This is a genomic window from Pseudomonas sp. 203-8, assembly GCF_020708595.1.
In the GTDB taxonomy this organism is placed as follows: domain Bacteria; phylum Pseudomonadota; class Gammaproteobacteria; order Pseudomonadales; family Pseudomonadaceae; genus Pseudomonas; species Pseudomonas aeruginosa.
This window is the reverse complement of sequence record NZ_JAJFDF010000003.1, coordinates 266,195-280,200: the sequence shown is the minus strand read 5'-3', so window position 1 is coordinate 280,200 and position 14,006 is coordinate 266,195. Positions and strand designations below refer to the sequence as shown.

At 69.9% G+C, this 14,006-nt stretch carries 12 protein-coding genes; 1 reads left to right on the top strand and 11 read right to left on the bottom strand.

Going from position 1 to position 14,006, the window contains the following annotated elements; genetic code table 11:
• Positions 1-11 precede the first annotated feature (11 nt).
• Positions 12-1,637 (bottom strand): methyl-accepting chemotaxis protein, encoded by a 1,626-nt coding sequence (locus tag LJF27_RS08080; protein WP_015503274.1) that lies wholly within the window; start codon positions 1,635-1,637, stop codon positions 12-14.
• Positions 1,638-1,865: 228 nt separating this feature from the next.
• On the opposite strand from LJF27_RS08080, the gene lhpD reads away from it, so the two are divergent.
• The gene (lhpD, locus tag LJF27_RS08075) at positions 1,866-2,870 is read left to right on the top strand and encodes a bifunctional delta(1)-pyrroline-2-carboxylate/delta(1)-piperideine-2-carboxylate reductase (protein ID WP_003082545.1); all 1,005 of its coding nucleotides are present in this window, start codon (positions 1,866-1,868) and stop codon (positions 2,868-2,870) included.
• A 103-nt stretch (positions 2,871-2,973) separates the two neighbouring features.
• Here lhpD and LJF27_RS08070 read toward each other — a convergent pair whose 3' ends face one another.
• The 10 genes from LJF27_RS08070 to LJF27_RS08025 all read right to left on the bottom strand — a co-directional run bounded on the left by LJF27_RS08070 (position 2,974) and on the right by LJF27_RS08025 (position 13,975).
• Positions 2,974-4,554 (bottom strand): aldehyde dehydrogenase (NADP(+)), encoded by a 1,581-nt coding sequence (locus LJF27_RS08070; protein WP_023116680.1) that lies wholly within the window; start codon positions 4,552-4,554, stop codon positions 2,974-2,976.
• A gap of 92 nt (positions 4,555-4,646) precedes the next feature.
• Positions 4,647-5,564 carry a dihydrodipicolinate synthase family protein gene (locus LJF27_RS08065; RefSeq protein ID WP_003116382.1) on the bottom strand — a complete coding sequence of 306 codons (918 nt, stop codon included), beginning with the start codon at positions 5,562-5,564 and terminating at the stop codon, positions 4,647-4,649.
• A gap of 150 nt (positions 5,565-5,714) precedes the next feature.
• On the bottom strand, positions 5,715-6,749 hold the full coding sequence (locus LJF27_RS08060; protein ID WP_023089975.1) for a trans-3-hydroxy-L-proline dehydratase: 1,035 nt from the start codon (positions 6,747-6,749) through the stop codon (positions 5,715-5,717).
• Between the two features lie 25 nt (positions 6,750-6,774).
• Entirely contained in the window at positions 6,775-7,497 is a 723-nt protein-coding gene (locus LJF27_RS08055) for an amino acid ABC transporter ATP-binding protein (protein WP_003082555.1), read from the bottom strand.
• Positions 7,494-8,138, bottom strand: coding sequence for an amino acid ABC transporter permease (locus LJF27_RS08050; RefSeq protein ID WP_003082557.1), 645 nt, complete (start codon positions 8,136-8,138; stop codon positions 7,494-7,496). The genes LJF27_RS08055 and LJF27_RS08050 overlap by 4 nt, the downstream gene beginning before the upstream one ends.
• 10 nt (positions 8,139-8,148) lie before the next feature.
• Positions 8,149-8,814 carry an amino acid ABC transporter permease gene (locus LJF27_RS08045; protein WP_003082559.1) on the bottom strand — a complete coding sequence of 222 codons (666 nt, stop codon included), beginning with the start codon at positions 8,812-8,814 and terminating at the stop codon, positions 8,149-8,151.
• Entirely contained in the window at positions 8,814-10,556 is a 1,743-nt protein-coding gene (locus LJF27_RS08040) for an aconitase family protein (protein ID WP_023116679.1), read from the bottom strand. Before LJF27_RS08040 ends, LJF27_RS08045 begins: the two co-directional genes overlap by 1 nt.
• 58 nt (positions 10,557-10,614) lie before the next feature.
• Positions 10,615-11,436: a transporter substrate-binding domain-containing protein gene (locus tag LJF27_RS08035; RefSeq protein WP_009876107.1), complete on the bottom strand. Its 822-nt coding sequence runs from the start codon at positions 11,434-11,436 to the stop codon at positions 10,615-10,617.
• A 257-nt stretch (positions 11,437-11,693) separates the two neighbouring features.
• A complete protein-coding gene (locus LJF27_RS08030) occupies positions 11,694-12,491 on the bottom strand; it encodes an AraC family transcriptional regulator (protein WP_003110834.1) in 798 nt (265 codons plus the stop codon).
• A 41-nt stretch (positions 12,492-12,532) separates the two neighbouring features.
• Positions 12,533-13,975, bottom strand: coding sequence for an MFS transporter (locus LJF27_RS08025; RefSeq protein WP_003145342.1), 1,443 nt, complete (start codon positions 13,973-13,975; stop codon positions 12,533-12,535).
• Positions 13,976-14,006 lie beyond the last annotated feature (31 nt).

The following is a 14,006-nucleotide window of genomic DNA, read 5'->3' as shown; positions in this document are numbered from 1 at the left end:
TCGCCTGCGGGTCAGACCACGAAGCGACCGATCATGCCCTTGAGGTCGTTGGCCAGGCGCGACAGCTCGTGGCTGGCGCCGCGGGTCTGCTCGGCGCCCTGGGTGGTCTGCACGGCAACGTCGCGGATGTTCACCAGGTTGCGATCGACCTCGCGGGCGACGTGGGCCTGCTCCTCGGCAGCGCTGGCGATCACCAGGGTGCGCTCGTTGATCCGCGTGGCGTGCTCGGCGATCTCGCCCAGGGCGTGGTCGGCGGCCTCGGCCTCGTCGAGCATCTGCCGGGCGCGCTGGTCGTTCTCGCGCATCGCGGACACCGCGGTGTCGGTGCCCTCGCGGACGCTGGCGATCATGCCTTCGATCTCATGGGTCGATTGCTGGGTGCGGTGGGCGAGGGCGCGCACTTCGTCGGCGACCACCGCGAATCCGCGGCCCTGCTCGCCGGCGCGGGCGGCCTCGATGGCGGCATTGAGGGCGAGGAGGTTGGTCTGCTCGGCGATGGCGCGGATCACGTCGAGCACCTTGCCGATGTCCTGCGCCTGGCTGGCCAGGCCCTCCACCAGGCGCGCAGTCTGGCCGATCTCGGTGTTCATCTGGCGGATCGAGCGGACGGTCTGTCCGACCCGTGCGCGGCCGTTGCCGGCGGCCCGTTCCGAGAGACTGGAGGCCTCGGCGGTGGAGCTGGCGTTGCGCGCGACCTCCTCGACCGCCGCGCTCATTTCGTTGACCGCGGTGGCGGCCATCTCGATCTCATCGTTCTGCCGGGCCAGCGACCGGTTGCCTTCCTCGGTCACCGCGTTCAGTTGCTCGGCAGCGGCGGCCAGCAGCGCGGCGGAATCGCCGATCTGCTCGATGGTGTCGTGCAGGCTGGCCTGCATGCTGCGCATGGCCTTCATCAGTTGCGCCGGCTCGTCGTCGCCGTCGCTGGCGATCTCGCCGGTCAGGTCGCGGGCCGCGATGCGGTCGGCGCAGGACACCGCCTGGCGGATCGGCACGACGATGCTGCGGGTCAGCAGCCAGGCGATCGTCACGCTGGCCGCCAGGGCCACCAGCAGCACCGCGAGGATCGCGGTGGAGGCCCGGGAGTAGACATCGGCGGCTTCGGCGGTGGAGGCGCGGGCGGCCTCGCGGTCGAGGGCGATGAGTTGCTTCAGGGTCCGCTGCACCTGCTCGTAGCGCTGCAACTGGGCCCCGCCCATCAGCACGCTGGCTTCGTCGGTACGGTTGTCACGGGACAGCGCGAGCAGGGCGGCGTGTCCTTCGAGGTACTCCTGCTGGCGCTGGACGAACTGGTCGAGCAACGCGCGCTCCTCGTCCAGGACCAGCAAGGGGCGGTATTCCCTTTCCACCCTGGCGAGGGTAGCGATGACCTCGTCCATCCGTTGTTCCTGCTGGCGCATGCGCGTGGCGTCGTGCAGCAGCACGTGGTTCATCTCGCCGAGGCGCAGTTCGCTCATCAGGCCGCTGAGCTGGGCCGAGGCTTCGACGCTGGGCAGCCAGACCTCGCCGATATCCTTGGCGGCGCGGTTCAGCGAACCCATGCGGTTGTGCGCGAAGAGGCCGAGCGCCACCAGCAGCGAGGCGAGGATGGCGAAGCCGATGACGGCGCGTGGGGTGATGGCGATACGACGAAGAAGCATGGGGTGGTCTCCGACCGGGCTGTGGGAAGGTGCTTGGTCCTGTAGCGGGGCGCGGAAGGGTTTCTTGAGGGGCTGCGGGGCTATTTGGAATTGCCTTACATGATTGCTAGGAATTTTCTGTAAGTTTTCGCCGGTTGTGCCGTTTTCGGCATGCTCCGGGTCGATTGAGGTCAAGAGAAGGCTGTCGCGGCAGGCCACCCTAGGGATTGGTCGAACAAGGAGAAGCCCGTGATCCGAATGACGCTGGACGAGGTCCGCGAGCTGGCCGTGCGCATCCTGCGCCGGCACGCTTTCAGCGAAGCCCATGTACAGGCGGTGGCCGATACCCTGGTGGCGGGGGAGCGTGACGAATGCGCGTCCCACGGTATCTGGCGGTTGCTCGGCTGCATCGCCACCCTGAAGGCCGGCAAGGTATCCGCCGACGCCGAGCCGGAACTGCACGACATCGCTCCCGGCCTGCTGCGGGTCGACGCCCATGGCGGGTTCTCCCAGTGCGCATTCCGGCTGGGGCTGCCGCATCTGCTGGAGAAGGCCCGCAGCCAGGGTATCGCGGCGATGGCGGTAAACCGCTGTGTGCATTTCTCCGCGCTATGGGTTGAGGTCGAGGCACTCACCGAGGCGGGCCTGGTGGCCCTGGCGACCACGCCGAGTCATGCCTGGGTGGCGCCGGCGGGCGGACGCAAGCCGATCTTCGGCACCAACCCGATCGCCTTTGGCTGGCCGCGTCCGGACGGCCCGCCGTTCGTCTTCGACTTCGCCACCAGCGCCGTGGCGCGTGGCGAGATCCAGTTGCACGAACGCGCCGGCAAGCCAATCCCGCTGGGCTGGGGGGTGGACGAGCAGGGCGAGCCGACCACCGATGCCAGCGCCGCGTTGCGAGGCGCCATGCTCACTTTCGGCGGGCACAAGGGCTCGGCCCTGGCGGCGATGGTCGAACTGCTCGCCGGTCCGCTGATCGGCGACCTGACCAGTGCCGAGTCGCTGGCCTACGACGAGGGCAGCCGTTCTTCTCCCTACGGTGGCGAACTGCTGATCGCCATCGATCCGCGGCGCATGCTCGGCGCCTCGGCGGAGGAGCACCTGGCGCGCGCCGAGACGCTGTTCGAAGGCATCGTCGAACAGGGCGCGCGCTTGCCCTCGCAGCGACGCTTCGAAGCGCGCGAACGCAGCGCCAGGGACGGTGTGACGATTCCCGAGGCGTTGCACCGGGAGCTGCTGGCGTTGCTGGAGTGAGCGCAAGGCGAGGGGCCGACCGGACAGCGTGGCGCAACGAGGACGACTGCGTAGGGCGGATAGCGCCAACGGCGCTATCCGCCATCCAGGCTCCCAGGCGTGCTCAATCCAGCGCCTCGCGCGTGCTCCGGCCATCGACCAGGCGCAGCAGGCCCAGCGGGTTGGCGTTCTTCAGGGCGTCCGGGAGCAGGCTGTCGGGGTAGTCCTGGTAGCACAGCGGGCGCAGGAAACGCTCGATGGCCAGGGTTCCCACCGAGGTGCCGCGAGCGTCGGAGGTGGCCGGGTAGGGGCCGCCGTGGACCATGGCGTCGCACACCTCGACGCCGGTCGGATAGCCGTTGAATAGCAGGCGCCCGGCCTTGCGTTCGAGCAGCGGGACCAGCCCGGCGAACGCCGCGAGGTCGTCCGCTTCGCCGATCACGGTAGCCGACAACTGGCCGTGCAGGTTGTCCAGCGCGCGGGCAAGCTGTTCCTCGTCGGCCGCCTCGACGACCACGGTGGCCGGGCCGAACACCTCTTCCTGGAGCAGTTCGTCGCCTTCCAGCAACAGGCCCACGTCGGCCTTGAACAACTGCGGATGGGCCTGCCGTCCTTCCTGTGGCGCGCCGGCCAGGCGCCGGATGCCGGGATGGCGCTCCAGGCGTTGCAGTCCTTCGACATAGCTGCGCAAGGTACCGGCGTTGAGCATGCTCTGTGCCGGCCTGGCGGCCAGTGCCTCGCCCAGGGCCGCGACGAAGGCGTCGAAGCCGGGGGAGCGCAGGCCAAGCACCAGGCCCGGCTTGGTGCAGAACTGGCCGCAGCCGAGCGTCACCGAGGCGGCCAGCTCCTCCGCCACCTGCCGGCCGCGCCGGCGCAGGGCTTCGGGGAGCACCACCAGCGGATTGATGCTGCTCATCTCGGCGAACACCGGGATCGGCTGCGGCCGCGCCGCTGCCAGGTCGCACAGTGCGCGCCCGCCCTTGAGCGAACCGGTGAAGCCGACCGCGCGGATGGCCGGATGGCGCACCAGCGCCTCGCCGACGCCGCTGCCGTAGACCATGTTGAATACCCCGTCCGGCATGCCGCTGTCGGCCGCCGCCTGGAGGATCGCGTCGGCCACGCATTCGGCTGTGGCCATGTGTCCGCCGTGGGCCTTGACCACCACCGGACAGCCGGCGGCCAGGGCGGCGGCGCTGTCGCCGCCGGCGGTGGAAAAGGCCAGCGGGAAGTTGCTGGCACCGAACACCGCCACCGGGCCGAGACCGATTCGCCACTGGCGCAGGTCGGGGCGCGGCGGGGTACGCCCGGGTTGTCCGCGATCGATGCGCGCGCCGTGGAAGTCGCCACGCCGCAGGACTTCGGCGAACAGCCGCAACTGGTTGGCGGTACGTGTCCGTTCGCCCTGGATGCGTACGGCGGGCAGCGCGGTCTCGCGACGGACCAGGGCGACGAAGTCGTCGCCCAGGGCGTCGAGGCGCGAGGCGATCGCCTCGAGGAATCCGGCGCGGCGCGCGGCGGACAGTTGCCGGTAGTGTGGATAGGCGCGTTCGGCGGCGCGGGCGGCGGCGTCGACCTCCGCCGCGGTGGCCTGGACGAAGGCGTAGGGCAGCGCTTCGCCGCTGTCGGCGTCGAGGCTGCGCAGGATGAGGTTGCCGGCGGCGCAGCGAGCGCCGCCGACGTAATTGTGACCGAGGATGCTGGGCATGGGGCCTCCCTGGGGACGGTGGACGGAATGCTCTGCCGCTGGCTCTCGCCGGCCGCTCCCTGGGGAGCGAGGCGGCGAGGGCGCGGCGCCGGCTACAAGCCGACGTCCGGCAGCGCCGGCCGGCTGGCCAGGGCCTTGGCCATGATCCGCTCGACGTGCTCGCGATCGGCGCCGCGCAGGGCCAGGCGCGGCGGACGGGTGAGGGCGCTGCCGCGACCGGCGAGTTCCTCGCAGAGCTTGATGCACTGCACCAGGTCGGGACGGGCGTCGAGATGGAGGATCGGCATCAGCCACTCGTAGATCGGCATCGCCTCGGCGAAGCGCCCGGCCCTGGCCAGGCGGAAGATGGTCTCGCCTTCCTTCGGGAACACGTTGGACATTCCCGAGATCCAGCCCTGGGCACCCACCGCCACGCTTTCCAGGACCACGTCGTCGAGGCCGGCGAAGAGGATGAAGCGCTCGCCCACCTGGTTGCGTACGTCGATGAAGCGGCGGGTGTCGCCGGAGCTGTCCTTGAAGCAGACGATGTTCTCGCAGTCGGCCAGGGAAACCAGGATGTCCGGGGTGACGTCGTTCCGGTAGATCGGCGGGTTGTTGTAGACCATCACCGGCAGGTCGGTGCCGCTGGCCACGCTGCGGAAATGCTCGGCGGTCTCGTGCGGCTTGGAGGAATAGACCAGCGCCGGCATCACCATGATGCCGTCGACGCCGACCCGCTCCACCGCCTTGGCCACCTTCGCCGCGCCGGCGCTGGTGAACTCGGCGATCCCGCAGATCACCGGCACGCGGCCGCCGGAGGCATCCTTGGCGACCTCGGTGACGGCCATCTTCTCCTCGATGGTCAGCGAGGTGTTCTCGCCGACGCTGCCGCATACCACCAGCCCGGACACGCCGTCGCGCACCAGGTTGGAGATGACCGTGTGGGTTTCCTCCAGGTTCACCGAGAAATCGGCGTTGAATTGGGTGGTGACCGCGGGGAATACGCCGCTCCAGTTGACGTGCTTGCTCATGGTTTCTCCTTTTTTCGTATTTCGTATACGAATTCAATCGGACCACTGCGGTCCGAGTCACAGGGCGACGGCAGCGTTCGCCGTCGTGGGCGATCCGGTACGCGCCGGATCGGTTTCCGCCCGGCCGCTGCCTGCGGTCGGGCGGGGTGGTCAGCAGTGGCCGCCGGGCCAGGTGTCGGACAGCCGATAGCCTTGCGGCCAGGGATCGTCCGGGTCGAGCAGGTACTGGTGGATGCCGGTGATCCAGGCCCGCCCGGACAGGCATGGGAGGATCGCCGAACGGCCGCCGAGTTCGGTCAGCGACTCGATGTGGCAGTGGAATTCCGAACCGATGATGGAGCGCCCGACGAAGCGTTCGCCGACCCGCAGCTGGCCTTTCGCCTGGAGCACCGCCATCCGCGCCGAGCAGCCGGTGCCGCAGGGCGAGCGGTCGATCTTGCCGGGGCGGATGACCACCGCGTTGTTCGCGCCGAGGACACCGTCGCGGCGCTCCGGCGGCGCGGCCAGCTGGCAGAAGGACAGATGGTCCCAGTCCGGGTTGGTCGGGTGGCGGAAGCCCAGTTGTTCGTTGGCCGCGTGGGTGATCTTCAAGCCGGTGGCGACCAGCTCGGCGGCCTCGTCGGCGCGCAGGGCGAAGCCCAGGCGCCGGGCGTCGGCGATGACGAAGCTGTCGCCGCCGTAGGCGGTGTCGACCTGTAGCGAGCCGAGGCCCTCGACTTCGATCCAGGCGTCGAGGCGGTCGGCGAACGACGGCACGTTGCGGATTTCCACCCGCTCGGCCTTGCCGTCGCGGCATTCCGCGCGGGCCTCGATCAGCCCGCCCGGCGCTTCCAGCAGCAGCCGGGTCAGCGGTTCGCGCATCGGCAGGATGCCGCTGTCGAGCAGTACGGTGGCCACGCACAGCGAATTGGAACCGGACATCGGCGGGGTGTCGGCCGGCTCCATTATGATCCAGCCCATCTGCGCGCGCGGGTCCTTGGCCGGCACCAGCAGATTGGCGTGGCGGAACACTCCGCCGCGCGGTTCGTTGAGGACGAAGTTGCGCAGGTCCTGGTCTCTGGCGATCCAGCGCGACTGTTCCCAGAGGGTGGCGCCGGGCGGCGCGGCGACGCCGCCGACGATCACGTCGCCGACCTCGCCTTCGGCATGGCAACTGACGATGTGGACGATCCGCTGCGAACGCATGGCTATCTCCTGTGCGGGGGCGGGCTCAGAGCACCGAGCGGAGGAATTCCACCGTCTCCGGCCGCTGCGGGTTGCCGATCACCTGGTCGGGGGTGCCGATCTCGTGGACCAGGCCATTGCGGAAGAACGCCACCCGGTCGGACACGTCGCGGGCGAAGCGGATCTCGTGGGTGACCAGGACCATGGTCATGCCTTCCTCGGCGAGCAGGCGCATGGTGTCCAGCACCTCGCCGACCAACTGCGGGTCGAGCGCCGAGGTGGCTTCGTCGAACAGCATGTAGTCCGGCGACATCGCCAGCGCCCGGGCGATCGCCATGCGCTGTTGCTGGCCGCCGGAAAGGCGCTGGGGGAAGACCTTGAGCTTGTCGCCGAGACCGACGTGGGTGAGTTGCTTCAGCGCCATCGCCTCGGCTTCGGCGCGGCTCTTGCCGAGCACCTTGCGCGGCGCGAGCATGACGTTTTCCAGCACGGTCAGGTGGGGGAAGGCGTTCCACTGCTGGAAGACGATGCCGATCTTCCGCCGCAGGCGGTTGAGGTCGGTACCGCGGGCATGCACGTCGATGCCGTCGACGCGGATGCTGCCGCGCTGGATCGGCTCCAGGCCGTTGATGCACATCAGCAGGGTCGACTTGCCGGAACCGGAGCCGCCGATGATCGACAGCACCTCGCCCTTGTCCACCCTCAGGTCGACACCCTTGACCACCTCGAACTGGCCGTAGGCCTTGTGCACGTCGCTGATCTCGATCATTGCTGCCATCTCCGTTCCAGCCGGGCGCCGAGTCGCGCGACCACCCAGCTCATGAGGTAATAGACGAGCCCCGCGATGCAGAGCACGAAGAGCGGTTCCTGGATGCGCGTGACGATGGTCTGCGAGGCGCGCAGCAGTTCGACGATGCCGATCCAGAGCACCAGCGAGGTGTCCTTCATCACCGACAGGGTCAGGTTGACCCAACCGGGGAAGGCCACCCGGGCGGCCATCGGCAGGACGATGTGGAACAGGTCCTGGCGATAGCTCAGGCCCAGGGAACGCGCCGCCCGGCGCACGCTCGGCGGTACCGAGAGGACGCCGCCGCGGACCACCTCGGTGCAGTAGGCGGCGGCGTACACGCCGAGCACCAGGCAGGCCACGGCGAAGGCGCTCCAGTCGAGGCCGAGGATGCTCTTGAAGGAATTGAGCAGGACGAACTGGATCAGCAGCGGCACGCTGCGGAATACGTCGAGCAGCGCCGCCAGCGGCAGGCTGGCGCGTGGCAGCAGGGCGCGGAGCAGGCCGAAGACGACACCCAGCAGGGTGCCGATCAGCATCGCCATGGCGGTGATGGCGAGGGTGGTCCAGGCGCCTTGCAGGAGGAACAGCAGGTCGTTGGCGGTGAGGCTGGTGGTGAACACGGCATTCCCCTCAGTAACGGAACAGGCGCCAGCCCAGCAGGCGGGCGGCCAGCACCAGCAGCTTGGCCATGGCGAAGTAGAGGACGGCGGCCAGGGCGAAGTATTCGAAGGTGCGGAAGGTCTTGACGTTGAGTGCCTGGGTGACGCCGGTGAGGTCGTCGGTCAGGCCCACCACCACGCCGAGGGAGGTCATCAGCATGGCCCAGACCAACTGGTTGGTCAGCGGGTAGAACACCACCCGCAGCAGCTGCGGGATCACCACCAGGCGATAGGCCTGCGGCGCGCTCATGCCCAGCGAGCGGGCCGCCCGCAACTGGGTCTCGGGCACCGCCTGGAGGCCGCCGCGGAAGGTCTCGGCGAGGTAGCCGGCGTTGTTGAAGGTGACCCCGGCGAGCAGGGCGAACCAGGAACTGACGTGCAGGCCGAAGGAGCCCAGGCCGAAGTAGAGGATGTAGATCTGGAACAGCGCCGGGGTATTCCGCGCGATGGAGATCCAGGCTCCGGCGGCGGCGCGCAGCGGGCGGTTGCCGCCGAGCCGGGCGAAGGCCAGGAGCAGGGCGATGAGGATGCCGAAGAGCATCGACAGCGCGGTGACCTGGAGCGTCACCAGGCTGCCGGCGAGCATCTCCGGCAGGGCGTTGAACGCCGAGCGCCAGTGGAAGGTGTAGTCGAACATCAGCAGTCCTCGCTCAACCAGGCGGGCAGCCCGGCGGGGGCCCGCCCGCCGACGGCGGCCTCGACGCAGCCGGCGAGGCCGGCGAAGCGCACCTGGCGGCCGACCAGTCCGGGGGCGTAGTGGGCATACTTGGCGGAGTTGGTCATCAGGGTGCGCGCGCCCGGCGGCACCAGCGGTTCGTCGAGCATGCACCAGCAGGTGTCGGTGACCAGCCGCGCGCCGAACGCCTGCAGCGTCGCCAGGTGCCCGGCCGCTTCGGCCTGGGCGACGACCTGCCGGCTGCTGGTGATCACCAGCGCTACCTCCGGGTGTCTGCGGCGGCCGTGGCAGAGCGCGGCGAGCTGGGCGAATTCGCTGGCGGAGAAGTGCGGGTTGCCCAGCGCCACCAGGTCGATCCGCGTCTCGCCGGCGCTGTCCAGCTCGCGCCAGGCGTCGCGCAGGCGCTCGCGTCCGACCCGCAGGGTCCGCCGCGGCGCGCGGCCGCCGAAGGCGCTGGCCAGGTCAGGGGCTTCCGGGGTGACGCCGATGACGTGGAACATCGGCACCGAGGAACTGGTGCCCAGCGCCGCGCCGAAGGCCTTGAGCGCGTCGCGGTCCGGCTGCCGCTGCCGCAGGCCGTCGATCGCCGGGATCTGTCCGTCGCAGAGCAGGCCGCAGAGGTAGCCGAGGGTAGGGTAGAAGGCATCGTCGACGCTGCCGAGGTCTTCCACTTCGATCAGTACCCGCGCCTGGCGCTGCTCGTCGAGGTGGCAGCCGGCCAGCGGCGCGCGACCGGTGAGGGCGCAGCAGATATCCATGAAGTCGGCGTACTTGTTGGTGCGTGCGCCGAGCACGCTGTTGGCGAAGAGCACCGCGTTGGACTCGGCCCAGACGATCTGTTCGCCGGCCCGCGCGCTGTCGTCGAGCAGGTAGGGCGCGCAGGTGAAGCTGGGCTGCGCGCCCATGTCGAGATAGGCCTGGGCCAGGGCCGCGGCTGGCTCGCCGAGGGCGGCGGGTACGCCCTGTTCGCGCCAACGGCGCTGGTCCACGGAGATGGCGTTGAGGGTGGTCGGTACCCGCACCCGGGCACCGAGGTCGCGCAGGGTCTCGGCGAAGCGCAGGCCGGCCGGGCCGGTGTAGATGCAAGCGTCGATGTGCGCGCGCTGGATCTCGACCAGCCGTTGCGCGCCCTGCAACGCCGCCATGCGCAGGACGATGCGCATCGCCAGGCGCGCGGCTTCGCCGTGTTCGCCGGCGAGCAGGGCCTGGTCGAAGGCGTCCAGTCGCGGGCCGGCATCGGTCGCCAGCGCTTCGGCGGGTCGGGCCTCCAGCGGCGGCGGGGCATCGCGGTGGAGTTCCAGGCGTCCGTCGGCCAGGCGCGCCCAGGGATAGGCGGCGAGTTCGTCGAAGCGCTCGCCGAGACAGGCGATGGGTAGCGAGCGGCCGAACAGTTCCTCGGCGACGATCGCGCCGAGGGCGAGGATTTCGTCCGGTTCGCGCAGGAGGATCGCCGCCGGCGCACGTCCGCCGAGGATCAGTTCCAGCAGTACGCTGCTGCCGGTACAGGAGCCGCGCCCACCGGGAATCGCCAGCAGCCTGCCGTGTAGATGGCGGCCGCTGAGCGGGTGGTGACGGTCGATCACTTCCGCGCTGCGCGGGTCGACGCCGCCCCAGAAGCTCAGGCCGGTCGGTGCGTACAGCAGTTCGCCGGACGCGCTGCCGGCGACCAGGGTACGGGGAACGATGAGGTGTGCGTGCTTCATCGGCGCATCCAGGACGGGGGGAAACGGCGCGGCCCGGCGGCGGACCGCGCCCTCGGCTTCAGCGGTAGACCGCGCTGGTGGTCAGCTCCGGCGCCGTGCCGCCGACCCATTTCTGCGCCAGCTCGGCGTAGCGGCCGGTGCGCACCTGCTGGTTGATGAACAGGTTCAGGTAGTTGAGCAGGCCGTATTCGTTGCGCTTGGCGCCGAGGGCCACGTAGTCGATGTCATAGGGCGCGTCGCCGGCGATCTTCAGGCCCTTGTACTTGCCCGACTTGATCCACGAGGCGGCGACGGTGGAAGAGACGACCGTGGCGTCGATATGCCCCTGGCTGATCGCCAGGGCGGTGTCGGCCTCGGACTGGTAGGCGCGGAAGCTGCCCTTGGCGTCGCCCCAGGCCCTGCTGTCCTTCTCCAGGGCCAGCGCCTCGAAGGTGCCAGCGGTGCCGCCGACCGGGCGGCCCTTGAGGTCCTCGTAGCTGGCGATGCCGGTGTCCTCGCGGGTCAGTACCACCTTGACGAAGGCGAAGTAGGGGATGCTCATGCCGATGGTCTTGGCCCGCTCCAGGGTGTCCGAGGTGGATGCGACGATCACGTCGGCGCGACCCGACACCAGCGCCGGGATGCGGTCGGGAAAGGGCGTCTCGACGATCTCCGCCTTGACGTCCAGGGCCTTCGCCAGGTCGTTGCAGTAATCGACGTCGAAGCCCACCGGGTTGTTCTGTGCATCGCGCGAGCCCATCGGCGGAAAGTCCAGGGTGACGGCGCAGCGCAGCTTGCCGGACTCGATGATGTCGTCGAGCTTGTCGGCCTGGGCGAGACCGGCGAGGGAACAGCCCAGGGCAGCGGTGAGGGCTAGGGCAAGGGTCTTCTTGGTATTCATGGGGGCCTCTGGCGATGCGGTTGAGTGGGAGGGCGGCAAATCCCGTATTTGTGATTTCGTATACGATATTTTAAGTGAGCAATGGCTGTGCCAGAACCTCGTCCGACGGCGATAAAAAACCTTTCGCTGGAGCGCGACCGCTTTGGCTGGCGCGTCGCTGTGCCAGGCCGCGCCGGACTGCGCCCCGCTCGGGCGCGGCCGGCGGTGTTACAAAAGGGAGCAGGATTGCTACCGCCGCCCCGTGGCGGGGCGAGGCGTTACGCTTTTCGGGGCTGGCGATGGGTCTCGCGGTACTGGCTCGGCGAGAGTCCGGTGAGCGCCTTGAACTGGCGGCTGAAGGCGCTGTGGTCGGTGTAGCCGCAGCGCAGGGCGATCTCGGTGATCGGCGCGTCGCCGGCGAGCAGTTGCGAGGCGGCGCCGAGCCGCGCCTTGTGGATCATCTGCCGTGGGGTGAGCTGGAAGATGCGCTTGCAGTGACGTTCCAGTTGCGCCACCGAGAGCCCGGCGATGGCAGTGAGATCGGCGAGGCTGAGCGGCTGGTCGTAGTGCTCGCGGATATGCGCATCCACCGCCGCCAGCCGGCCGTAGGCCGGGTGCGCCGACTGCGCCGCCGGCAGGTCGTGGGAGATGCCGGCCATGCCGATGATCGCCCCGTCGGCATCGCGCAGCGCCTGCTTGTGGGTCAGGCACCAGCCCGGCTGGCGACCGGGATAGAGGTGCAGCTCCAACTGGTTCTCCAGCGTCGCGCCGCCGCGCAGCACGCGCCGATCCTGCTCGGCATAGAGCGGACCGAGGCTGGAAGGGAAGACCTCGTCGGCGCTGCGGCCGAGCAGTTCGGCCTTGTCCTTCACGCCGCAGCGGCGTGCCAGGGTGCGGTTGACCAGGACGTAGCGGGCGCGCTCGTCCTTGACGAAGAACACCACGCCGGGCATGGCGTCGAGCAGCGCCTCGACCTGGCGCAGGCTGGCCAGCAGGCTGGCGAGGTCGGCGGGGGGCGGGGCGGCGAGCAGGTCGTGCATCGGGGCGAAGGCCTGGCTGGGGGACCGCGCCAGCATACGGGGCGCCGGCGGCCGGGAACAGGGCCCGGCCGCGCGCCTCAGTTGCCCGGCGAGTCGCAGCGCAATGGCACCGTGCGCACGCGGCGCAGGTAGAAGAGGCAGGTGGCGCCGAGCAGCAGCGTCATCAGGACGAACTCGACGGCCAGGGTCGTCTGCGTCGCTTCCAGGTAGTCGCCATGGCGCTCCAGCCTGTGCGCGAACACCGCGCCGAGCAGCGCCGAGCCGAGGCCGAGGGAGGCCTGCTGGACGGTGGCGAGCATGGCGCTGCCGGCGCCGGCCTGGGCGGCCGGCACCTCCGAGAGGCCGATGCGGAAGAAGCTGCTGACGATGAACGCCTGGCCGAAGCCGATCACCAGGGTCGCCGGCGCCAGGTTGAGGATGCCCGGCTGCGGCCAGACCCGTTGCAGGGTCAGCATCAGGCCGAGCAGGCCGCACATCTGGATGACGCAGCCGAGCAGCAGCAGGCGTACCGGGCCGATCCGCGCCGCCACCCGGGCGGTGAGCAGCGCCGAGACGAAGTAGGAGGCGCCGAGGGCGATGAAGGCATTGCCGGCCTGTACCGGCGAGAGACCGGCGCCGGCCTGCAGGGCCAGGGCGAGGGCGAACATGAAGCCGCTCCAGCAGGCGAAGAACAGGATCGCCAGCAACAGGCCGAAGCGGATGCTCGGCAGGCGCAGCAGCGACGGCGGCAGCAACGGCCAGGCCTGGCGGCGTTCCTGGCGCAGCTCGGTGCGCCACAGCCAGGCCAGCAGCGGCACCGCCGCCGCCAACAGCAGGGCGCAGGGCCAGGACCAGTGCAGCGATGGGCCGAGAGCCAGCGGCAGCAGCAGGCAGAGGATCAGCGCGGCGAGCAGCAGGGTGCCCGGCGCGTCGACGCGGGCGGCATGCTCGGCGCGGGTCTCCGGTACCCAGCGGCGGCTGCAAAGGAGAATGCCGAGGCAGATCGGCAGGTTGATCAGGAACACGCTGCGCCAGCCGAGGCCGCCGATGTCGGCGGAGACCAGGAAGCCGCCGAGCACCTGGCCGACGACGAAGGCCAGGCCGCCGATGGCGCCGTAGGCGGCCAGCGCGCGGGAATGCGCGTGGCCGCTGAGGCTGACATGCAGGGTGGCGAGAATCTGCGGCACGACCAGCGCCGCGCCGACGCCCTGTAGGGCGCGCGCCACCAACAGCAGCCAGACCGAACCGGCCAGCCCGCAAAGCAACGAGGCGACGGCGAACAGGGCGACGCCGAGATCGAACAGGCGGCGACGGCCGTAGTTGTCGCCAAGCCGGCCGCCCATCGCCAGGCACACGGCGAAGGCCACGCCGTAGACGGCGACGATCAGTTCCAGTTCGGTTTCGCTGGCGCCGAGGGAATGGGCGAGGGCGTCGAGGGCGACGTTGACGATGGAGAAATCGATCATCGGCAACAGTTGCCCCGCCAGCAGGATGCAGAGCCCGGCGAGGCCGAGCCGCGACGACGAGACGGTGCTGGGCATGGGCGGAGTCCTTGTGCGGAGGGGAGTGGGC